Annotated in this window: 22 protein-coding genes; 7 read left to right on the forward strand and 15 right to left on the reverse strand. The window is 34.3% G+C overall.

The features are described 5' to 3' along the window. The first annotated feature begins 219 nt into the window (after window positions 1-219). The 4 genes from X925_RS04260 to X925_RS04275 all read left to right on the forward strand — a co-directional run bounded on the left by X925_RS04260 (window position 220) and on the right by X925_RS04275 (window position 4084). Window positions 220-963 carry an undecaprenyl-diphosphate phosphatase gene (locus X925_RS04260; RefSeq protein ID WP_121959227.1) on the forward strand — a complete coding sequence of 248 codons (744 nt, stop codon included), beginning with the start codon at window positions 220-222 and terminating at the stop codon, window positions 961-963. 139 nt (window positions 964-1102) lie between these two features. After that, on the forward strand, window positions 1103-1795 hold the full coding sequence (locus X925_RS04265) for a lipid-binding SYLF domain-containing protein (RefSeq protein WP_103065225.1): 693 nt from the start codon (window positions 1103-1105) through the stop codon (window positions 1793-1795). Window positions 1796-1866: 71 nt separating this feature from the next. Then, entirely contained in the window at window positions 1867-2805 is a 939-nt protein-coding gene (gene fba, locus X925_RS04270) for a class II fructose-1,6-bisphosphate aldolase (protein ID WP_012208480.1), read from the forward strand. 73 nt (window positions 2806-2878) lie between these two features. Then, on the forward strand, window positions 2879-4084 hold the full coding sequence (locus X925_RS04275) for an acetate kinase (RefSeq protein ID WP_012208481.1): 1206 nt from the start codon (window positions 2879-2881) through the stop codon (window positions 4082-4084). Window positions 4085-4107: 23 nt separating this feature from the next. On the opposite strand, the gene X925_RS04280 is transcribed toward X925_RS04275, so the two are convergent. After that, entirely contained in the window at window positions 4108-4614 is a 507-nt protein-coding gene (locus tag X925_RS04280) for a gamma carbonic anhydrase family protein (RefSeq protein WP_012208482.1), read from the reverse strand. 255 nt (window positions 4615-4869) lie between these two features. Here X925_RS04280 and X925_RS04285 point away from each other — a divergent pair, with 255 nt between their 5' ends. Both X925_RS04285 and rpoD read left to right on the forward strand, forming a co-directional pair. Then, on the forward strand, window positions 4870-5523 hold the full coding sequence (locus tag X925_RS04285) for a histidinol phosphate phosphatase domain-containing protein (RefSeq protein ID WP_012208483.1): 654 nt from the start codon (window positions 4870-4872) through the stop codon (window positions 5521-5523). Between the two features lie 221 nt (window positions 5524-5744). After that, window positions 5745-7001 (forward strand): RNA polymerase sigma factor RpoD, encoded by a 1257-nt coding sequence (rpoD, locus tag X925_RS04290; protein WP_012208484.1) that lies wholly within the window; start codon window positions 5745-5747, stop codon window positions 6999-7001. A 36-nt stretch (window positions 7002-7037) separates the two neighbouring features. On the opposite strand, the gene sufU is transcribed toward rpoD, so the two are convergent. From sufU to X925_RS10270, 13 genes are all read right to left on the reverse strand, one after another. Then, window positions 7038-7469: a Fe-S cluster assembly sulfur transfer protein SufU gene (gene sufU, locus X925_RS04295; RefSeq protein ID WP_233186682.1), complete on the reverse strand. Its 432-nt coding sequence runs from the start codon at window positions 7467-7469 to the stop codon at window positions 7038-7040. Further along, a complete protein-coding gene (locus X925_RS04300; RefSeq protein WP_121959228.1) occupies window positions 7457-8683 on the reverse strand; it encodes a SufS family cysteine desulfurase in 1227 nt (408 codons plus the stop codon). Before X925_RS04300 ends, sufU begins: the two co-directional genes overlap by 13 nt. After that, complete coding sequence (locus tag X925_RS04305) at window positions 8661-9878, reverse strand: SufD family Fe-S cluster assembly protein (protein WP_121959229.1); 1218 nt, start codon at window positions 9876-9878, stop codon at window positions 8661-8663. The genes X925_RS04300 and X925_RS04305 overlap by 23 nt, the downstream gene beginning before the upstream one ends. 40 nt (window positions 9879-9918) lie before the next feature. Next, window positions 9919-11334: a Fe-S cluster assembly protein SufB gene (gene sufB / locus X925_RS04310; RefSeq protein ID WP_121959230.1), complete on the reverse strand. Its 1416-nt coding sequence runs from the start codon at window positions 11332-11334 to the stop codon at window positions 9919-9921. 4 nt (window positions 11335-11338) lie between these two features. Then, window positions 11339-12112: a Fe-S cluster assembly ATPase SufC gene (sufC, locus tag X925_RS04315; protein ID WP_121959231.1), complete on the reverse strand. Its 774-nt coding sequence runs from the start codon at window positions 12110-12112 to the stop codon at window positions 11339-11341. A gap of 180 nt (window positions 12113-12292) precedes the next feature. Then, window positions 12293-13195, reverse strand: coding sequence for a dihydroorotate dehydrogenase (locus X925_RS04320; RefSeq protein WP_121959232.1), 903 nt, complete (start codon window positions 13193-13195; stop codon window positions 12293-12295). After that, the gene (locus X925_RS04325; RefSeq protein WP_121959233.1) at window positions 13188-13928 is read right to left on the reverse strand and encodes a dihydroorotate dehydrogenase electron transfer subunit; all 741 of its coding nucleotides are present in this window, start codon (window positions 13926-13928) and stop codon (window positions 13188-13190) included. The genes X925_RS04320 and X925_RS04325 overlap by 8 nt, the downstream gene beginning before the upstream one ends. Then, a complete protein-coding gene (pyrF, locus tag X925_RS04330; RefSeq protein ID WP_121959234.1) occupies window positions 13912-14781 on the reverse strand; it encodes an orotidine-5'-phosphate decarboxylase in 870 nt (289 codons plus the stop codon). Before pyrF ends, X925_RS04325 begins: the two co-directional genes overlap by 17 nt. Next, on the reverse strand, window positions 14768-15973 hold the full coding sequence (locus X925_RS04335; RefSeq protein WP_103078647.1) for a dihydroorotase: 1206 nt from the start codon (window positions 15971-15973) through the stop codon (window positions 14768-14770). The genes pyrF and X925_RS04335 overlap by 14 nt, the downstream gene beginning before the upstream one ends. 192 nt (window positions 15974-16165) lie before the next feature. Beyond that, window positions 16166-16312 (reverse strand): hypothetical protein, encoded by a 147-nt coding sequence (locus tag X925_RS10265; RefSeq protein WP_158245409.1) that lies wholly within the window; start codon window positions 16310-16312, stop codon window positions 16166-16168. An 81-nt stretch (window positions 16313-16393) separates the two neighbouring features. Continuing rightward, window positions 16394-18112 carry an ABC transporter ATP-binding protein gene (locus X925_RS04340; RefSeq protein ID WP_121959235.1) on the reverse strand — a complete coding sequence of 573 codons (1719 nt, stop codon included), beginning with the start codon at window positions 18110-18112 and terminating at the stop codon, window positions 16394-16396. A 2-nt stretch (window positions 18113-18114) separates the two neighbouring features. Further along, entirely contained in the window at window positions 18115-19518 is a 1404-nt protein-coding gene (locus tag X925_RS04345) for a radical SAM protein (RefSeq protein ID WP_121959236.1), read from the reverse strand. A gap of 379 nt (window positions 19519-19897) precedes the next feature. Then, window positions 19898-20041 carry a hypothetical protein gene (locus X925_RS10270; protein WP_158245410.1) on the reverse strand — a complete coding sequence of 48 codons (144 nt, stop codon included), beginning with the start codon at window positions 20039-20041 and terminating at the stop codon, window positions 19898-19900. Between the two features lie 367 nt (window positions 20042-20408). Here X925_RS10270 and X925_RS10535 point away from each other — a divergent pair, with 367 nt between their 5' ends. Continuing rightward, window positions 20409-20543, forward strand: coding sequence for a hypothetical protein (locus X925_RS10535; protein WP_255408257.1), 135 nt, complete (start codon window positions 20409-20411; stop codon window positions 20541-20543). Here the strand turns inward: X925_RS10535 and X925_RS04350 are convergent. Beyond that, window positions 20544-20907, reverse strand: a 364-nt coding sequence (locus tag X925_RS04350) for a transposase (RefSeq protein ID WP_146026682.1), incomplete at its 5' end; no start/stop codon positions are given. It lies immediately after the preceding gene.

Genomic DNA, 20907 nt, shown 5'->3' on the forward strand with positions numbered 1-20907 from the left:
TTGCTGATCTTATGTTTTTGTATGTCGTTTTCTTTTTATTAGCTGTCATAGTCTGTTTAGTTTCTTGTGTTTTTTTTTTTTTCAAAGAGAAGGCCGCATTCGGAGTCCTGGTCCGGTCTCTTGGGCTCGGAAAGGTTAAAAAAGGCCAGGGGCGCTATCTATCAAGGTTTTAGAGCTTATAAAAATACTATAAAAATCTATCAACTTAGGAGGTAAAAAGTGAAAGAAATCATTTTAGGAATCGTCCAAGGTCTAACAGAATTTTTACCAGTATCCAGTTCTGGTCATCTTGCAATATTTTCATCCTTTATGAACATCGACACCAACGTACCGTATTTCGCCCTTCTTCATTTATCCACCTTTTTTGCCGTATTGTTCTTTGTTTGGAAAGAAGTTGTCAATTTGATCAAGGGACTCTTTAAATGGGAAAAAGAATCACTTACTCTAATCCTTAAATTAATCATTTCCTCAATCCCAGCTGCTGTTGTAGGTTTTACCTTGGAATCTTCGATCGAATCAGCCTTTTCTTCTCTTACATTGATTGGAGTTTTTTTAATGGTAACAGCCGTCTTTTTATTAATTTCTGACACACTAAAAGGTAAAAAGAGTTTAACACAGATAACTTATGTTGATGCCTTGATTATAGGTCTCATGCAAGCCCTTGCAATATTTCCAGGGATATCTAGAAGCGGTGCAACGTTGTTCGGTGCTCTTTTAATGAAAACAAAAAGGGAAGATGCCCTAAAATATTCCTTTTTGATGAGCCTTCCTGTAACCTTTGGGGCGGGTATTTTTGAAATAAATAAGGTTACTTTTTCTCCTTGGGTAATTTTAGGAGGGTTGTTTGCGTTCGTGTTTGGTTTGTTTGGTCTGTATCTACTGAAAAAAACGGTACTGGTTGGAAAACTAAAATATTTTTCATATTATTGTTTTGCTATCGGACTCGTAGCCATTATTATTTAGTAATAAATACATCGTTTTTAAATAATCTTTTTATTTGATATAATATTAAGAGAGAATCGAAAAAGTAAAAATTTTTATTAGACTAATCAGCCTTAAAGTTTCTAAACAAAGTAAAGTTTTAAAAGCGAGGGGATGAAAAATGAAAAAAAGTATTTTAGCAACTCTCATTATCCTACTGTTTTCATTTAGCTTATATGCCACTGCTCAAGATACCGTAGAAGAAGCTCTCTTAGCTGTAGAAGAGTTATTATCAAAACCAGATAGCGGAGCTTTTGTTCAATTAGTAGAATTGTCAGAAGGCTTAGTAATCTTTCCTACATTTTATAAATTGGGTTATGTGGTTGGTGGACAGTATGGTGAAGGCATTGTATTAAGAAAAGACAGTGAAACAGGAAAATGGTACGGGCCGTCATTTGTAAATATATATGGATTAAGCTGGGGAGCACAAATAGGAGTACAATCCGCAGCGTTAATCTTAGTTGTAATGAATGAAAAAGGAATGGAAGGGTTCATGGGAAACAACTTTACCTTAGGAGGTTCAGTTGGTATTTCTGCTGGACCATTGGGTAGACAGCTTTCTGCAGATTTAGATTATAAATTACAAGCCTCCATTTATTCTTATTCAATTGCAAAGGGCTTCTACGCTGGAGTGTCTGTTGAAGGGGCTTACATAAGAGCAGATGATAATGCGAATGAGGATTATTATAATGAACCTCTTTCACCTGAAGAAATTTTAAAAGAAAAAGAAGTTGATAGCGAAGCAAAAGAGCTTGTAGAACTACTAGAAAAGGCGGTACTAGAAAGACAATTAAAAGATAAAGAAGTAACTTAAAAAGGGCGCTACTAAAGTTTTAGAGACTCTAAAAATAATAACAAAAATTCAATAAAAGGAGGAAACAAATTATGCCTTACGTAAATACAAAGGATATTTTAGAAAAGGCGAATAAGGAATACTATGCGGTTGCAGCTTTCAACATTAACAATCTTGAGTTTCTCCAGGCTATAGTTGAAGGAGGGATAGAGAAAAAATCTCCTCTGATAATCGAAACAAGTGAAGGGGCAATGAAGTATGCTGGCATGGGTGATCCTTTGAGAGGAGCAAGCCTGTTTGTAAAAATGGTTAGAGAGTTTGCAGATTCTTTAGATATACCAATCGCTCTGCATTTAGACCACGGGAAGAATTTTAAATATATAATATCCGCAATTAAAGCTGGTTATTCATCTGTAATGATAGATGCATCTGATAAACCATTGGAAGAAAATCTAAAAGCTACGAAAGATATTGTAAGAATAGCCCATGCAGCAGGTGTTTCAGTGGAAGCAGAATTAGGAAAGTTAGCTGGAATAGAAGACAACGTTGCTTCAGCTGAATCTGTTCTAGTTAATCCCGATGAGGCGAAATATTTTGTAGAGGAAACCCAAGTTGATTTTCTAGCTCCGGCTATTGGCACTTCCCATGGAGCATTTAAGTTTAAAGGAGAAGCTAAATTAGACTTTGATAGATTGAAAAAAGTTAAAGAATTGACAAAAATGCCTTTGGTACTACACGGTGCTTCAAGTGTTGTGCAAGAAATGGTCGAAATAGCTGAAAATTATGGAGCTGATTTCGGAGGATCAAAAGGTGTACCCTCAGATATATTGAAAGAAACCGTTCGATTAGGTATAAATAAAGTAAATACAGATACTGACCTTAGGATGGCTTTTATTGCAGGATTAAGAGAATTCTTGCAGAACAATCCCAAAGAGTTTGATCCTAGAAAATACATGGAAACGGCAAAGTCTTATGTGAAAAAGGTTGTTTCAGATAGATTGGAGCTTTTAGGTTCTGCTAATAAAGCTTAATTCAAAGTACAGCCATGGCTTCCATGGTTGTACTTTTTTATTTTAACCAAAAATATTAACAGGAGGATTTCGAATGAAAATACTAGTGATCAACTCCGGAAGTTCATCCTTAAAATATCAAATATTAGAAATGGAAAACGAAAGTTGTCTGGTTAAAGGGTTGGTTGAAAGAATAGGGGAACAAGAATCAGATATTGAACAAGAAAACGAAGGAAAAGAGTACAAAAACATAACCAAGATAAAAGACCATGAAGAAGCGTTGAAAAAAGCTATGGAATTGATCACTGATCCTGAATATGGATGTTTAAAAGAATTAAATGAGATAGATGCGGTTGGGCACAGGGTAGTACATGGAGGAGAAGAGTTTTTCTCTTCCGTACTGATAGATGAAGAAGTTATTAAAGCTATAGAAGAGAACTCTGATCTTGCTCCTTTACATAACCCTCCCAATTTGATGGGCATAAGAGCAGCTAAAAAATTATTACCCAACGTACCTCAAGTAGCGGTATTTGATACATCATTTCACCATTCGATGCCAGAGAAAGCGTACATGTATGGTTTACCTTACGAAGTTTATCAAAAATACAAGATAAGACGTTATGGATTTCATGGGACCAGTCACAGGTACGTATCTCAAAAAGCCTCTGAGATATTAAAAAAAGATATGAAAGAATTAAAGATGATAACGGCACATTTAGGTAACGGTGCATCTTTAGCTGCAATCGACAGAGGAAAAGTGATTGATACATCGATGGGCTTCACACCTTTGGAAGGATTGATAATGGGAACAAGAAGTGGAGATATAGATCCAGGAATAGTTTTTTTCCTTATAAGAAAAGGCTACAGCGTAGACGAAGTGGACGATTTGTTGAACAAAAGAAGTGGTGTCTACGGTTTGAGTAAAATGAGCAACGACATGAGAGACATCAGAAAAGGAATAGAAAATGGGGATAAAAAGGCAAAGTTGGCATACGATGTGTATGTATATCGTTTAGCAAAATACATAGGAAGTTATATAACCGCACTAAAAGGGTTAGATGTGCTGGTATTCACAGCGGGTGTGGGAGAAAATGACGAACATGTAAGAATGGACGTCTGTGATTACTTAGACTTCTTTGGAGTTAAAATTGATAAAGAAAAAAATACTTTGTTGAATAGAAAAAACGGAATTATCTCAGCTTCGGATTCTGATGTTGACATTTTAATAGTAAAAACTGATGAGGAATTAATGATAGCTCAAGATACTAAAAGAATAGTGGAAGAAGTGAACGAGAAATAGTAATGCCTGTTTAAAGGGCATTACTATTTTTTGCTATAACTTTTTGCCAAATTAAAGTATTCTTTAGCGTGTTCTTTAATTTGTTCGAACTCTTCATCAGTAAGATTTCTTATGACCTTTGCTGGAACCCCTAAAACTAAACTCTTGGGAGGAATTATTTTGTTTTCTGTTACCAAAGCTCCTGCCCCAATAAGACACCCTTCACCTATCTTTGCACCGTTTAATATAATTGCTCCCATACCTATGAGACAGTTATCGGAGATTTCACAGCCGTGTATAATAGCGTTGTGCCCAATAGTAACGTAATTACCAATTATAGTTGGATATTCGGTGTCGATATGAACCACTGAGTTATCTTGTATGTTTGAGAATTCTCCAATGGTTATAGAACCAATATCTGCCCTCAATGTGGCATTGTACCAAATACTAGATCCTTTAGCAATCTTTACATCTCCAATAATTTGACAACCAGGAGCTAAAAAAACATCTTCTTGAACAACAGGATATTTGCCTTTGTACTCATGAAGCATAATTTCACCTCTTTAATTTAGCTAAAAGTTTTTGTGATATAATTATACATCAAAAAAAGATTAAAAAAAACCGGATCCACGAGGGATCCGGCAAGAATGTCTGGGTTTATCTCAGGGGGATAGGGGGATCTTTCTTTTTTCACTACTATTATAATATAGAATGTGTTAAACTTCAAGGTAAATGAGTTACTATTAGATTTAAAAGAATTAAAGATTTGTATACTATTATTAAGACAAAAATGAGGAGGTCTTTTTTTGAATAAAGTCTATGATTTTCACACACACACAATTTTGAGTGATGGAGAATTAATCTGCAGCGAACAGATAAGACGTGCACAAACCCACGGTTATGCAGCCATTGCAATATCCGATCATGTGGATGAATCCAACATTGATTTTGTTTTAAGTAGTTTGAACAAATTTGTTGATAACGAAAGCAGTTTCTTTGAAGGGATCAAGATTTTAAAAGGGGTTGAAATTACTCACGTTCCTCCCTCTTTAATAGATGAACTTGCAAAATATGCAAAAGAAAACGGTGCAGATGTTGTATTGGTTCACGGAGAAACTATAGTTGAACCGGTTTTTCAAAAAACTGACTATTACGCTGTAAATTCAAAATATGTAGATATATTAGCTCACCCTGGTTTAATTACCGAGGAAGAAGTTGCCCTGGCTGCTAGCAATGGAGTTTTCTTAGAATTAAGTGCCAGAAAGGGTCATAGTTTATCCAATGGGCATGTAGCAAAATTGGCTCAAAAATATGATGCAAAATTACTCGTAAATAGTGACGCGCACGGGCCAGATGACTTTTTAGACTATGATTTTAGTTTAAAAGTAGCTATGTCTGCTGGTTTGAACATAGAAGAGGCAAAAAAGATTGTGGAAAGAAACCCTTTAGAATTATTGTAAATAATATTTTTAATAGAAGATTTACCAAAAATTTTTATTTCTTTATGTACTTTTAGAACCAAATCATATTATAGGTGTCTAAATAAATAGTTTCATTGCTAGACTTTCTAAATTGAAGGGGCTTGTTCCGGTTCCGGGTGTGCCAAGGTGTTAAGAAGCGCTCTGTAAAGTTTTAGAGCTTTTAAAGCGAGTCTGGTTTTTTAATGAAAGGAGGGAATTAAGTGAAAAACAAAAGAATAAGTGAGAAAGAAGAGAAAAAAATTATGAAAAGCATAGAGAATATCGATTTTGAAGATGCCGAAAAAGACGGAGATACCGTTAAAGTAAAAGTGAAAAAGTCCCACGAAGAAGCAAAATCAGTAGATACTTTCATTTCATTATTAATAAATAAAGCAAAGAACAAAGGCAATAAATTATCTTATTCCGATATTGATCATGCGATCCCTACAGATTTATCGGAAGAAATTGACAGTGATTACATAGAAAAGATTTACGAGGCTTTGGAAGCAGAAGGTATAGAAATTTTAGAAGAAGAAGTTGAAGAAGAAGAGAAAGATGCCTTAAATGAAACGGAATATGAAAATGAAGAGGTTGAAGAGTTATTTTCGGATACAGAGCTTAAAATGTATGACAATATTTCTTTAGGTGATCCTATAAAAATATACCTCAAAGAAATAAGCAAAGTTGAGCTTTTAAGTCCTTCCAGAGAAAGGCAACTAGCAAGACGAGCTCAAAAAGGTGATCAGAAAGCCAGAGACGAACTGATAAAGGCAAATTTAAGGTTAGTTATCAGTATAGCCAAAAGGTACACGGGTAGAGGGTTGACTTTTTTGGATTTGATCCAAGAGGGAAATATCGGATTGATAAAGGCTGTAGACAAATTTGACTGGAGAAAAGGTTTCAAATTCTCAACCTATGCAACATGGTGGATTAGACAGGCTATTACCAGAGCCATAGCTGATCAAGCAAGAACGATTAGAATCCCTGTTCATTTAGTTGAGACTATAAACAGAATGAACAAAGTTATCAGAGAGTATTTACAAGAAAACGGAGATTATCCTTCAGCACAAGAACTTGCAGAAATTCTAGATAAACCAGAAGATAAGATTAATGAAATCCTAATGAGTGCAAAAGATGTACTTTCTTTAAACTCACCTATATCTAGCGGTAATGGTGATGATGAAGAATCTGAAACAGGAGATTTTATTAGTACCGAAGAAACAACCCCGGAAGAAGAAGCTCAAAAAATGATTATGAAAGAAAGACTGGAGGAAGTTCTTGACACCTTAAACTCTAAAGAAGCGTTGGTTTTGAAAATGAGATATGGATTTTTAGATGGCAAACAAAAGACACTAGAAGAAGTTGGACAGTTCTTTAACGTCACAAGAGAAAGAATAAGGCAGATAGAAACTAAGGCGTTGAGGAAATTGAGACATCCAAACAGAGTAGCACAACTAAAAGATATTGTAGAAAGTTAAGAAAAAAGCCGCCTCGCTGAGGCGGTTTTTTAATTTTTACTTGTTTCCACCATTGAGGGCGTCATCCAACGTATGCCAAGCAAGGGTGAAGCATTTAGTTCTCATAGGAAATTTGGAGATATCAGAAAAAATTTCTATTCCATCTACTAATTCTTTATCAAATTCTTTGCCTTGTGACATCTTTATAATTTCTTGAAAAATTTTATTTGCCTCGTCTACTGTTTTTCCTTCAAGGTATTCACACATCATCGATGCACTTGCCTGACTTATAATACAGCCATGCCCTGTGAAAGTAATTTCCTTTATTATATTATCTTCTACTTTTAAATAAAGGGTTATCTCGTCTCCACAAGATAAATTTTTCCCTTCAGCTTTCTTAGCGTTTTGTATCTCTTTTTTGTACCTCTCATTTTTTGCATAATCTAATATTATATCAGAGTAAAGTTCTTCTAAACCTATTTTAACCACTCCCAAACCTTTTTTAATCCTTCACATAATTTATCAACATCTTCTTCTTCGTTATACAAATAGAAGCTTACCCTACAAGTGGCGGTTGTACCAAACTCTTTCATCAATGGCTGTGCACAATGATGACCGCTTCTAATGGCTATTCCAGTCAAATCGTTCAACATATGCGCTACATCGTGTGGATGAACACCTTTCATATTGAAGGATATTATTGACTGCTGCGTTTCGTCTTGAGGGCCGAATATTTCTAAAAAATCTAACTCTTTTAATTTTTTCAATGCATAAGAGGTGAGTTGTTTATCATGTTCTTGAATATTATCCATGCCAATACTTTCAAGTATTTCTATGGCTTTAGCTAATCCTACGGCTCCGTCAACGTTTGGAGTTCCCGCCTCAAATTTGTAAGGCAACACGTTAAAAGTAGTTCCATCGGTAGAAACTTTATCGATCATTTCTCCCCCAAACAAAAAAGGGGTCATCATGTTTAAATACTTTCTTTTACCATACAACACACCTATTCCCGTGGGTCCAAGCATCTTATGGCCAGAAAAGGCTATAAAATCACAATCCATCTGCTTTACATCGATAGGCAAGTGAGGTACAGCTTGGGCACCATCCACAACAATAATTATATCTTCTCTGATATTTCTAATCTGTTTGATTAAAGTATTAACTGGAATATGTTGACCAGTAACGTTTGACAAAGCGGTAATACTTACTAACTTAGTTTTGTTGGTAATATGCTTGAGAAAATCGGATAAATCAAAAATTCCATTTTTTGCGGAATAGTACTTTATCCTTAAATTAAAAATTTTAGATATTTGCTGCCAGGGAACAAAGTTTGCATGATGTTCTATTGTAGATATCAAAATTTCGTCATCAGATTGCAAAATATTTGAAACTGCAACGGAATAAGCTATAAGATTAAGAGATTCAGTCGCACCTTTTGTAAAAATAACTTCTTCGGCTTCAGCGTTTATGAAATTTGCAACTTCACTTCTTGCATCTTCATAATACTGAGTCGCTTCAGCTGCTAAGGTATGTGTTGATCTATGGACGTTGGAATGATGGTTGAGGCTGTATTCATTTACAGCATCCATAACTTCTTTTGGCCTTAACGTGGTGGCAGCATTGTCAAGATAGACCAATTTATGCCCATTTATTTTTCTTTTTAAAGCTGGAAATATCTCCTCATATTCTTTGGAAGATAACATCTTTTACCACCTGACTCATCCCTTCATCAAAAACTTTAATTCTGTCTATAGCGGATTCAAACAAACCTGAAGAGATTAATTTTTTTGCTTCTTCCAAAGAGAATCCACGAGTCATCAGATAGTATAATTTTTCCTTTTCAATAGTGCCCACCGTAGCAGCATGTGCTGCATTTACCTCATTTTCATCTACCAACAAACTGGGGAACGCTTCTGCTTTGGCTTTTTCAGAAAGGGTTAAAGTGTACTCTGATTCGGACGCATTAGCTTCCTTTGCACCTTTTTTCAAGTCAAGAAAACCCCTGAATATCGCCTTTGATTCATCTTTTATAACGCCTTTGGCATCGATTGCTCCAGTTGTCTCAGGTGAATAGAACCTCATTAAATAAAGCATATCAATAACGTTATCCTTATCTCCCAAAAAATAAGGATATAAATGAGCCTGTGCGCCTTCGCCGGCAAGTCTGAACACAATATGTGGGGAGGTAATTCTTCCACCAATATTTATATCAACGACTTCAACATTTCCATTTTTTTGCACTTCAATAAGGGTGTTATCAATGTTCAAACTGTCATCGTTACATAAATTTATATTTATCAGTTCTAAAGAAGCATTTTCCTTTACTACTATTCTATTTGAAGTCGTTCTAAATAACTTTTCATTTTTGCTGGGCATTAAATACCTAATTACTGTGGCTTTAGAGAATGGACTTATGTTATAAACTGAGGTCTCGTATATTGGGAACTTCCAATCATACGTTAAAATAATCGGTTCTCTTTCTTCTCCTTCATTGGTTTTTAGATAAAAACCTGTATTAGAAAAAGCTTCAGCCATCAATAAAAATTTCCTATGAGCGCCTTCAAAATCGTATTTGGCTAAGATTTCTATTCCATCCTGGTCGATTCCATTCAACCCTAATATCTTTCCTTTTGAGCTAACAGGGACAAAGGAAAAGTATTTGTCTGGCTCATACCCATTTAATTTAGTTCTTTTCCATTTAGGGAAACCCCAATTTTTGTAAGCTTCGTATCTATAATTTTTGAAAGTTTTTAACAATTCATTAGAAATGTGTTCCAAGGATGCTTGAAATTCGTAATCCCCGTAATCTCTTTTTGGTGTAATTTGGGGAATTTGCCATTCAACCGCTTTTAGATTTTTATGTCTCATATCTATAGGTTTCTCAAAAATTGTCTCCATTGTTGTTCACTCCTTGTTATAACTATTTCGATCAAAAATGTTATCCTATGCTTGATTCTACTTCTAAATTAATTAATCTGTTCAGTTCAATAGCGTACTCTAATGGAAGCTCTTTTGCAAAAGGCTCTACAAAACCTCTAACCACCATGGCTTTAGCCTCAGCTTCACTTAACCCTCTACTCATCAAATAGTAAATCTGCTCTTCTTTGATTCTACCTATGCGAGCTTCATGTCCCACATCTGCATCATCAGTGTAAACCTCAATAAGAGGCACCGTATCACTTTTAGATTCGTTATCAAGCATCAATGCTTGACAAGATACTGAAGCTTTTGCACCTTTGGCGTTTTCTCCTACTTTCAACCATCCTCTGTAAAAAGCCCAACCACCACCGATACTTATACTTCGTGCATCGACATTTGCGCTGGTATATGGTGCGAACATGAAAACTTTTGAACCTGAATCCATATGTTGATTTGGCCCAGCATAAGTGATCGCCTTAGTTTCCGTTTTCGCCCCTTTGCCTCTTAATATTGAAGATGGGTATATCATCGTTTTATGACTCCCCAAAGAGCCTGATACCCACTCCATCATACCATCTTCATCAACTATTGCTCTTTTTGTATTCAGATTGTATGTATTTTTACTCCAATTCTGAATCGTTGCGTATTTTACCCTGGCGCCTTTTTTAACGTATATTTCTACCATACCAGCATGAAGGTTTGTTATTTCATAATAAGGAGCAGAACATCCTTCTATAAACACCACTTCACTACCTTCATCGGCAACGATTATCGTATGCTCCATTTGACCCATTCCCGGGTTATTCATCCTAAAATAGGCTTGAAGTGGCAATGGAACCTTTACACCTTTTGGAATGTATAAAAATGTTCCTCCACTCCATACGGCACCATGTAAAGCAGCATATTTGTGGTTTGTAGGAGCTACTGCCTTCATGAAATACTCTTTAACTAAATCCGGGTATTCTTTAACGGCACTTTCCATATTTAAAAATATTACTCCCAAATTTTCAAGTTCTTTTTTTATGTTTTGATAAACGATTTCCGAGTCGTACTGCGCTCCAACGCCAGCTAAAGCCTTTTTTTCTGCCTCTGGTATTCCTAGTTTATCGAAAGTATCCCTTATCTCGGCAGGAACTTCATCCCATGATGTAGACTTTTTTGCCTTTGGCCTAATGTATGCAACGATTTTACTTACATCTAAGTCAGAAACATCAACCCCGAATCGAGGATCTCTCCATGTGTCAAATATATGTAAAGATTTTAAACGTAAGTCTCTCATCCAGGCAGGCTCTTCTTTTTGCTCGGATATTTCCTGAACCACCTTCTCGTTTAATCCTGGAATGGTTTTGTAGGCGTACGTCTCGGGATTTCTAAAATCAAATTTGCTCTGGTCTACCAACAAATCTTCTATGTTAACATTTTCATTTTTTGCCATAATTTCACTCCTCGGAAATTGTTATTCCCATCTCTTGTTCCAACGTTGAGTAACCGTTTTCCTCTATTTCTTTGGCTAATTCTTCTGATCCCGTTTTAACTATCTTCCCATCTATATATATATGCACGTAATCTGGAATAACAAAGTTCAAGATTCTTTGATAGTGGGTAATCAGTAATATGCCCATATCTTCAGTTTTTACTCTGTTGATGTTTTCTGCCACTATCCTCAAGGCATCAATATCTAAACCGGAATCTATCTCATCTAATATACTCAATTTTGGTTTAAGAAAACCCATTTGTAGTATTTCGCTTTTTTTCTTTTCACCACCAGAAAACCCTGTATTGATATATCTCTCCAGAAATTCTCCGTTGAGATCTAAATTTTGAGATAACTCGGAAATTACTTTATTCAATTCCAATAGTGTAATTTTATCTTCTTTATGAATGTTTCTGAAAGAATTAATCAAAAATTGTCTCATTTTTATACCTTCAACCTCTTCAGGAGTCTGAAAAGACATAAACAAACCTAGTTTAGCCCTTTCATCTGTAGAAAGATCTAAAATGGATTGCCCTTCGAATAAGATATCTCCTGAGGTAACTTGGTACTTTGGATTTCCCATAATAACATGGGCCAATGTAGACTTTCCAGACCCATTTGGACCCATTAACGCGTGTATCTCACCCTTATTTATAGTTAAGTTAACGCCTTTTAATATTTCGACATCTTCATCTCTAACTTTTGCCTTTAAATCCTGTATTTCTAAAAGAGCTGACATCACTTTTCCTCCTTCTAATCTGATATCTTTTTTTATATATCTTACTTTTAAATTCTACCATATTAGTCAACTTTAAGTCAAGAAAAATTGTATAAAAAGAAGTACATTAAACAACTCTTAAAATTTAAAGTAGAATATCCATAATTGGTTAATTTCAACTTATTCTAAAATACCAACACTTTAAATTATCCCTCTTACTTCTTCTAAAGTTGAAATCCCTTCGTTTTGCATGTACCCTTCTATACCTTCAATTATTTCAACACAAGCCTTGGGATTGATAAAATTAGCGGTACCTACTTGCACAGCCCATGCACCTGCCATTATGTACTCAATTGCATCTTTATAATCCATAATTCCGCCAAGACCTATAACAGGAACATCAACAGCTTTTGAAACTTCATACACCATTCTTAAGGCAATAGGTTTGATACAAGGTCCAGATAGACCCGCAGTTATATTATCGAAGATGGCTTTTTTCTTGCTTATATCTATCGCTAAGGCAGGAAAAGTGTTTACAAGTGATAGTGCGTCCGCTCCTGCTTCAACACAACTTTCAGCCATTTCAACTATATTTTCAGCACTTGGAGATAATTTTACTATGAGGGGCTTTTGGCAAACTTTTCTAACTTGTGTTACAACGTTGCTAGCTATTTCTGCCTTTGTACCGAAAGAAATGCCTCCTTCTTTAACGTTGGGGCAGGAAATGTTCAGCTCTATCATATCAATCTCGGTTTGGTTTAGTTTTTCAACGGAAATAACGTATTCTTCAATCGTATTTCCACTAACGTTGGCAATTATCACCGTATCCTGGCTGTTTAAGAAAGGAAGCTCTTCTACAATAAATGCGTCTATACCGGGATTTTGTAAACCGATACTGTTCATTATGCCACCTGTGGTTTCATGAATCCGTACACCACTATTTCCTTCTCTTTGCCTTAAAGTTAGCCCTTTGGTTGATAATCCACCTAATTTAGAGATGGGAAAGTATTCTAAAAACTCTCTACCAAAACCAAAAGTCCCAGAAGCGGCTATTACAGGATTTTTAAACTCTACCCCAGCGATTTTCACTTTGGTATCAATCATCAAAAAATACCTCCCTTCCCTCAAAAACGGGTCCCTCTTTACATACCCTTTTCATCCCAGATTTTGTCTTTATACTGCATCCCAAGCATGCTCCCATACCACAGGCCATGATACTTTCCATAGAGACAAAAACAGGAATCATATTTTCACATTTTTCAACTACTTTTTTCATCATGGCGGAAGGACCGCAAGTGAAAACAACATCATATTTTTCTGGTCTGAATATATCCGTTATGAAACCTTTTTGACCTGTAGAACCATCTTCAGTCGTTATATAGATCTTATTCACATACTTTTGTACGTAGTCCATATAATAAACTTCATTTGTAAATCCAGCATAAAAATCGATCTCTGTACTCAACTTTTTTGCCAAATAAATCATTGGAGGTATACCGATACCACCGGAAATTAAAGCAACTTTTCCATTTACATTCAAATTAAAACCGTTTCCCAAGGGACCTAAAACCTTTAACTTATCTTTTGGTTTCAGTTTGGATAGGTAATTTGTTCCTCGTCCAACAATTTTGTACAAGAAAGTCACAACGCTTCCTTCTATATTGCATATACTAAAAGGTCTAGACAAAAGAGGATCAAAATCCCAACTACGCAGCATATAAAACTGTCCAGGATCACCCAAACTGTCGTTGGATTCTATTTGAACTTTCAACTCGAATATGCCTTTTGCGATTTCAGTATTAGAGGAAATATCTACTTCCCTATACCCTTCTTTCAATTTGTATATCCTCCCTCATTTCAAGTACTGCTTTTCTGGCATAATCTGCAAACCTTTGGTCCCCATCCTTGTAATTTTTATAAGCGTTAATTATTCCCCTTGAAGAGTTGATAACGCCGCCATTACCTTTGTTTAAATAAAGGGAAACGTCTTTTCCCGTAGCCCCTTGATGACCGTACCCAGGGATCAAAAAGAACATATTTTTGTATCTATTTCTAATTTCTTTTGCTTCATCAACATGTGTCCCGCCTACAACCGCACCTATTGAACTGTAGCCACAACTCCCTCGGTACTTAACCCCTATTTCATTGAGTTTGTCCCCAACAATGTAATAAAGATATTCATCTTTTGGAGATATTTTCAAATACTGTATGTCTTTGGCTCCTGGATTCGATGTTCTTAGAAGTACGAAGACTCCCTTTTCTCCACTTTCAATGTATTTAAGGTAAGGGGTTAAGGTATCAAAACCAAGATATGGATTTAGGGTTACAAAATCAACCTCAAACTCCCCTTCAAAATGAGCTTTAGCGTACATCTGAGCAGTGGATGAAATATCTCCTCTTTTTATATCCCCGATTGTTATCTTTTTTATACTTCTCAAATACTCTATCGTTTTTTTATACCCTAAAAGACCTTTTATGCCATATGCTTCATAATATGCTATTTGTAATTTATAGACGGGTACCAAATCATATGTTTTGTCTATTATCTCTTTGTTGAATTCAAACAAAATTTCATCAATATCTTGATACTTTTCTTTTAAGTTAACCGGTATATAATCCAAATGGGTATCCAATCCTACACAAACATTCCCCTTTTTTTCAACCTCGTTGAATAATCTATCTATTATCAAATTTGTCACTCCCCTTTTTGTATTTGACCTCTCCCTTTCTAATTGTTGCTATAACTTCTCCATAAAATTCCATCCCATCAAAAGGAGTATTTTTGCCTTTGGATAAAAATTCGCCTTTGTTGATTTTAACCTTCTTTTCTAAATCTACAATAACTACATCTCCATCGTATCCTGCCTGTATTTTTCCCTTTTTAACCCCTAACATTTGTGCTGGTTTTGATGACATAAGTTGAGATAAGCGATTAAGTGTAATTTCTTCACTTTTTACCAACTTCGTATAACAAACGGGGAAAGCAGTTTCTAACCCTGATATACCTGGTGATCCTTTTTCTTTGTCTTGCATAGAATGTGGGGCGTGATCAGTTGCTATAATATCTACAGTCCCATCCTTTATTCCCTTGATTATTTCCAAAACATCTTCTTTTTCTCTTATTGGAGGATTAACTTTGTAATCATAATTGTATAAGGCTAAGTGGTGGGGGGTAACTTCGCAGGTAAGATTTTGTATCTCTCCTTTTGCCTTCCTTATACCTTCTATTGCCTCTTTTGTACTTACGTGGGCTAAATGAAGCCAAGCCCCTGTCAATTTCGCAAGGTATATATCTCTAAAAGTCATCAAATTTTCGGAAAGTCTCGTGTTTATCGTTACTATTTCATTATCTTCTTCATGTGCTATGATAGTTAACCCTTTCTCCTTTGCTTTTATCATCGCTAAATACATAGTCAAATTTGACTGAACACCTTTTCCATCATCGGATATGAATTTCACACTATCCTCTATATAATCCAAATGTTCTAAAGATTTTCCATCAAAGTTCTTTGTAATAGAAACCGTTTGGTGAATATCGATCAAATTTAACTCTTTAGCTTTGTTCAACACATAATTAACCACTTTCATATCACTGCATATAGGATTGGTGTTACCCATTAGATTCACGCATGTGTATCCGCCTTTCAATGCTGCTAAACTACCAGAATGTAAATCCTCTTTATATGTATAACCAGGATCTCTGAGGTGGACATGCATATCCACAAAAGCAGGCATAACAACCAAACCTTTTGCATCTATAGTATATGCATCGTAATTCAAATCCTTGCCATAATTATCTATCTTCCCATCTTTAATGTACAAATCCCCAAATAAATCTTTTTCTTCATCCACAATCCTACAATTTTTAATCAAAACATTTATTTTAATTCACCCCCCTACATAGATTCTTTTTTATTCTACCAATTTTACTACTAATGTTAATACATAGAAAAAAAGTAGTGTTAACTTTGTTTGACTTCGAGTTTAACACTACCTTTGGCTTTTATGAAAATAAACCAATTGAAAATCATTTTTTCTCCAAACTGTCTATATAAACTTTATTCTTAACTCCCTTTAATCTGGAATCGTTAACACTACAGTCTCTTTTGTTATCTTTCTCCCCGCTATTACTGTGAAGAAAAATAAAAATATCCCTACTCCTAACAGTATCCATAACAGTATGTCATTGAACTGTTCTGTCACAGGAAACGATGAGCTCAAATAACTGCCACCAAAGACAACTGTGAATCCCACTATAAAAAACAAGAGGTTCTATTACCAAAATAGTTTGTAATTAGTCTTTCATACAACCAACTGACTTTCTATTATTTCTTTGTAAAGGGGAGAATTTTTTAGTAACTCTTCATGTACTCCTTCTCCCATTATCTCTCCATCTTTTAATAGTATCACTTTGTCAGCTTTTCTTATCGTCGATAGTCTGTGGGATATTATAATCAAAGTCATCTCGTACTCTTTCAATTCATAGAATATTTCTTCTTCTGTCTGTGAATCTACACCAGACGTTGCTTCATCCAGTATCAATACCTTTGGTTCCCTTATCAATGCTCTTGCTATCGCTACTCTCTGCCTTTGCCCATCTGATAACTTACTTCCCCTTTCTCCTACTACAGTATCGTATCCTTCATCTAAAAGCCCTATGAATTTATCTACCTTCGCTTTTTTTACCGCCTTCATGAATTCTTCTTCAGTGAATTCATCATCAAGCATTATGTTTTCTTTGACCGTCATGTTGAATAAATAATCATCTTGCCTAACAATGGTAATATTTTTTCTTAATTGCTTCAGATTATATTTTTTAACATCTATACCATTGATCATCACTTTTCCTGTAGTGGGTTCGTAGAATCTTGGGATTAGGTTAACAAAAGAGGATTTACCTGCACCACTTGTTCCAACAATTGCGATTTTTTCTTTTGTTCCAAGGGTTAAATTTATATCATGCAGGACGGTGTTGTCTTTATATTTAAAATAAACGTTCTCATAGGTAATAGGGTAATCATTATTAGGAAAAGGTTCTCCTTCTCTCAAGTTTTCTTCAGGGAAATTATGTATTTCAAAGATACGTTCTGAAACTTGTCGGGCTCTTTGCATTTGGATATAGAAAGTGCTAAGATTTCGTATGGGAGTAAATATCCAACCCAGGTAAGCATAAAAACCCATTAGGGTTCCAAGAGTAGCATTTCCTTTTAATATTAGATACGCACCGTAACCCAGTATTAAAACAGGAATCATTTCATATATAAAAGACATGAAATCCTCAGCAGATTGATTAAGCATATTTAGTCTATTTTTCCTCTTAACCCAAATCCATGATATTTTCGAATATTGTTTTGAAAAAAATTTTTCTTTACAAAAAGATTTTATAGGCAAAAGACCTTCTATTTTTTCTCTCAATTCCTCAGTAAGATCACTGTAAGCAATCCTTTCTAACTCAGAGCTCTTTTGAAGATTTTTTTCAAATGCTCGAAGTGAAAAATAGTAAAAAGGGACCATGATGAAGGTGATAACAGCAAGTTGCCAATTTAGATATAATAAAACCAAAGAAACAACGATGAGTTGTATAATATTATAGGTGATTACTGAGATTCCTGCTCCAAGAAAAAAAGAAACTTCCAACGTATCGGAAAGCACTCTTGACATGAAATCACCAATTTTGTTATAGGAAAACTCTTTTATAGGGATCATTAGTATTTTTTTAAACATGTAAATTTGCTCATCTCTTGCAGCTAAATTGGTAGATTTGTAATAGCCATAATTGACAATAAAGGAAATTAACCTTTCAGATAATATTACGATGGTAAAAAGGATAATAAATGGTAATATTTGTGAAAATTCATGGTTACCAATTATATCATCAATAAGATATTTTATTAAAAAGGGGCTTAGAATAGAAACCAATAACAATAATGGTGCAAGAATCAGAGGAGTTTTCTGATACTTTAAGTATTTTTTTGAGTATTTTAACAATTTTCTCAAACTTTGATTATTTTCTTTTTTCAATTTTATACCTCCTGAGACGTGTTTTTGACATATTCTAAAAGCAACTCTTTTACAATTTGTTTTCGAATTTCGCAATCAGAGAAAGAAGGAACCATATTCCCTTTTAGCAAATAATTTGCGGAGGGACAATTAGAACAATAATTTTCTAAATAACAGTTTTTACATTTATCGTATCTTGCCTTTTCAACTATTGTTTTTTGCTTAATCGCAAAGTCTTCTAAATTCATTTTTAACTTTTCTATATTTTCTCCAACATTTCCTATCTTAAATTTTTCCATTCCGACTAACATATGACAGGGATAAATGTCTCCAAATGTATCTACTGCATAACTCTCTATTCCCCCATCACAGAAATATTTAGTGGGGGCATAATTTAGAAGGTTATTTTCAACATGTTTTTTGAACTCATCTATGTTATGTCTTGCATAAGAAGTTATGTTTTTTAAGGACTTTAACATTTTAACATCATATTCATGCAATATTTCTATTTCAACGTTTCTTGACAAGGCCAAAGAAGGATCTTTAGAGATTACAGGAATTACAAAAACTAACGAATCCTTTAATCCTAATTCTTTTTTAAAGTAATTTATTAAATCTGATGGTAATATTCCTTTGTCAAAATGGATCTTTGTATAAGTAACTTCGATTGCATGAGGTTGCCCATATTTTTTTAAATAATTGAGATTTCCAATTACGGAGTTATAAGATGGTTTACCATTCTTAAAAGGTCTTAAAATATTTTGAATTTCAGAAGGTCCATCACAGCTAACTGTCAATCGTATTTCTGGATAAACTTGTAATAGTTTTGCAAACTTTCTCACTATTTCTTCAGGTACGCCTAATCCACTTTCTACAAGGAAATCTGGTTTCTTCTGAATGATTTTTTTGGAAACTAATTCTTGTATTAATTTAATTGTGTACTCTATTAGTTCTAAATTTAATAGAGGTTCTCCACCAAAAAACTGGATCATCCCTATATTATCAAAAATTGAAAGAAAAGATTCCAAGCTGTTTTTTACGGTTAGAGGTTTCATAAAAGAAGGGTAACCATATGTTCCTTTTTTAGCATAGCAATAAAGGCAACCTAACAAGCATTTTTGGGATATTAAGAGATTGAGCCGACGTAGGTTCTTACTTTCTTTTTTTAAATTTAAATCTTGAAGTAACTCTATTAATTCATTTTCTAATTCGGGAGATTTATTTATTTCTCTTATAATGAATTTATTTATTTCTTCTTGATTTTCTATTTTTAGAAGATAGTTATAGAATTCCTCATGCTTTTTATCTAACGAATATGCATTTAAAGTTAATTTATCCCATAAAACAGTGGCTCCATTTTTTTGGAACAAGGAAAAATCTTGCATCCGCTTTTTTTTTGTGATTATCAAATCGAGTGCTTTATTCAATTAATTCACATCCTTTCGAGTTTGATTTTCATTAGTTAAACTTATATCATGTATCAAGGATTCCTTTTTCTTTAAGGAATCCTTGATCTTACTTACCATCTAATTTGCTAATCCGCTTTATTTGGGAGCGGGTTGATTACCACAAGAGCCAATCACACATCCACAAGCTGGGACGTCTCTGCTCATAGAGTTTAATTTTATCATTATTCTCCTCCTCCTTTCGATTTAATCTTCTTCCCTGCAGGGTTACTTCTTGCCGGCAAATAATTTCTATCCTCACAATCTTTTCCTCCAAAAACTTATCTAGATACTTTCTTAAATCTTCTAAGCTTTTTAAAAGCGTTGTTTTTTAGGTAAAGTAAAAACCCCAACTAAGCATTTACTCTACTTCTTCCACAACATTTACAATCTCTGTGGGTTCTAAACCACTTGTCTTATCTATTCCATCATCATCCCCTCCAAAAACAAATATACCCCCTAACACCAGACCAGTGATTAACAAAACAACAACAAATTTCTTCATCCTCTTTCACCCCCTTGAATTATTCTTTTAATTTAAAATTAATATCTCAAATAATCCAACCCTTCACTTTAATCATACACTTTTCCATATGATTTTCAAGTGTTTTTTTATTGGCTTCAAATATGTATTTATAAAGTATTACAGAGATCGGTCAAAAAAACTTACGTTAAAATTATTTACGATGGTTTTTATCGGATATAATGCCTTTGCCTTTTCTTTTAGTTACTATGAAAGAGTTATGATATAATAAAATTTAGAATAAAATATAGAAGCTTCAAGAGTTCTTAACATTCTAAAGAAAGGGTTTTTGAAGTAAATTTTATTTTATATTTTTGTTGCTATTGGGTAAAGGAAAGAGGGTTGAGAAATGAACATTAAACTACTGGATAAAATTGTGAATAAAGGACAGTTCATAAGACCTATTTTGAATTATGTTATTCATTACTTAGAAAGTGATAGACCAGATAAAAATAAAAGGTTCTATCACGAAAATAGTGGGTAATTAAGCTGGAGTTAAATTAAGTTTACCAAGGGCAATAAAGATAGTGATTTTTAAATTCTTTAATGTTTTAAAACCAAAAGCCCTTTTAGTAAATCCTCTAAGTTTAGAGTTCATACCTTCTATTTTACCGTTAGAGATATTCGTTTTTATGTGCAACAAGATACCTTCTATGTGATTTAAAAGAGTCTTAGCGGCTTTAATCATTTCGGGTATATTGGATTTCATTACCTTTTCATACCATCGTTTAAAATACTTAGCTGCATAAGAAGGTTTCTTGTAATCGAATATCTTTTTTAAACTCAAGTACCAATCCGTATGCTTGAACTGTGTCAAGATGTTGTTTTTCCTTGAACCCCCTTCGGGG

Origin of the sequence: Petrotoga sp. 9T1HF07.CasAA.8.2, assembly GCF_002895585.1 — a bacterium.
GTDB classification, from domain to species: domain Bacteria; phylum Thermotogota; class Thermotogae; order Petrotogales; family Petrotogaceae; genus Petrotoga; species Petrotoga mobilis.

What these genes read in the sequence shown, in the direction of transcription:
- sufB (WP_121959230.1), bottom strand. Translation starts at nt 11,334, where the DNA reads ATGGCAAAAAATGAAAATGTTAACATAGAAGATTTGTTGGTAGACCAG.
- X925_RS04320 (WP_121959232.1), bottom strand. Translation starts at nt 13,195, where the DNA reads ATGATTGATACCAAAGTGAAAATCGCTGGGGTAGAGTTTAAAAATCCT.
- X925_RS04305 (WP_121959229.1), bottom strand. Translation starts at nt 9,878, where the DNA reads ATGGAGACAATTTTTGAGAAACCTATAGATATGAGACATAAAAATCTA.
- X925_RS04275 (WP_012208481.1), top strand. Translation starts at nt 2,879, where the DNA reads ATGAAAATACTAGTGATCAACTCCGGAAGTTCATCCTTAAAATATCAA.
- X925_RS04300 (WP_121959228.1), bottom strand. Translation starts at nt 8,683, where the DNA reads ATGTTATCTTCCAAAGAATATGAGGAGATATTTCCAGCTTTAAAAAGA.
- sufC (WP_121959231.1), bottom strand. Translation starts at nt 12,112, where the DNA reads ATGTCAGCTCTTTTAGAAATACAGGATTTAAAGGCAAAAGTTAGAGAT.
- X925_RS04280 (WP_012208482.1), bottom strand. Translation starts at nt 4,614, where the DNA reads ATGCTTCATGAGTACAAAGGCAAATATCCTGTTGTTCAAGAAGATGTT.
- X925_RS04265 (WP_103065225.1), top strand. Translation starts at nt 1,103, where the DNA reads ATGAAAAAAAGTATTTTAGCAACTCTCATTATCCTACTGTTTTCATTT.
- X925_RS10535 (WP_255408257.1), top strand. Translation starts at nt 20,409, where the DNA reads ATGAACATTAAACTACTGGATAAAATTGTGAATAAAGGACAGTTCATA.
- fba (WP_012208480.1), top strand. Translation starts at nt 1,867, where the DNA reads ATGCCTTACGTAAATACAAAGGATATTTTAGAAAAGGCGAATAAGGAA.
- X925_RS10270 (WP_158245410.1), bottom strand. Translation starts at nt 20,041, where the DNA reads ATGAAGAAATTTGTTGTTGTTTTGTTAATCACTGGTCTGGTGTTAGGG.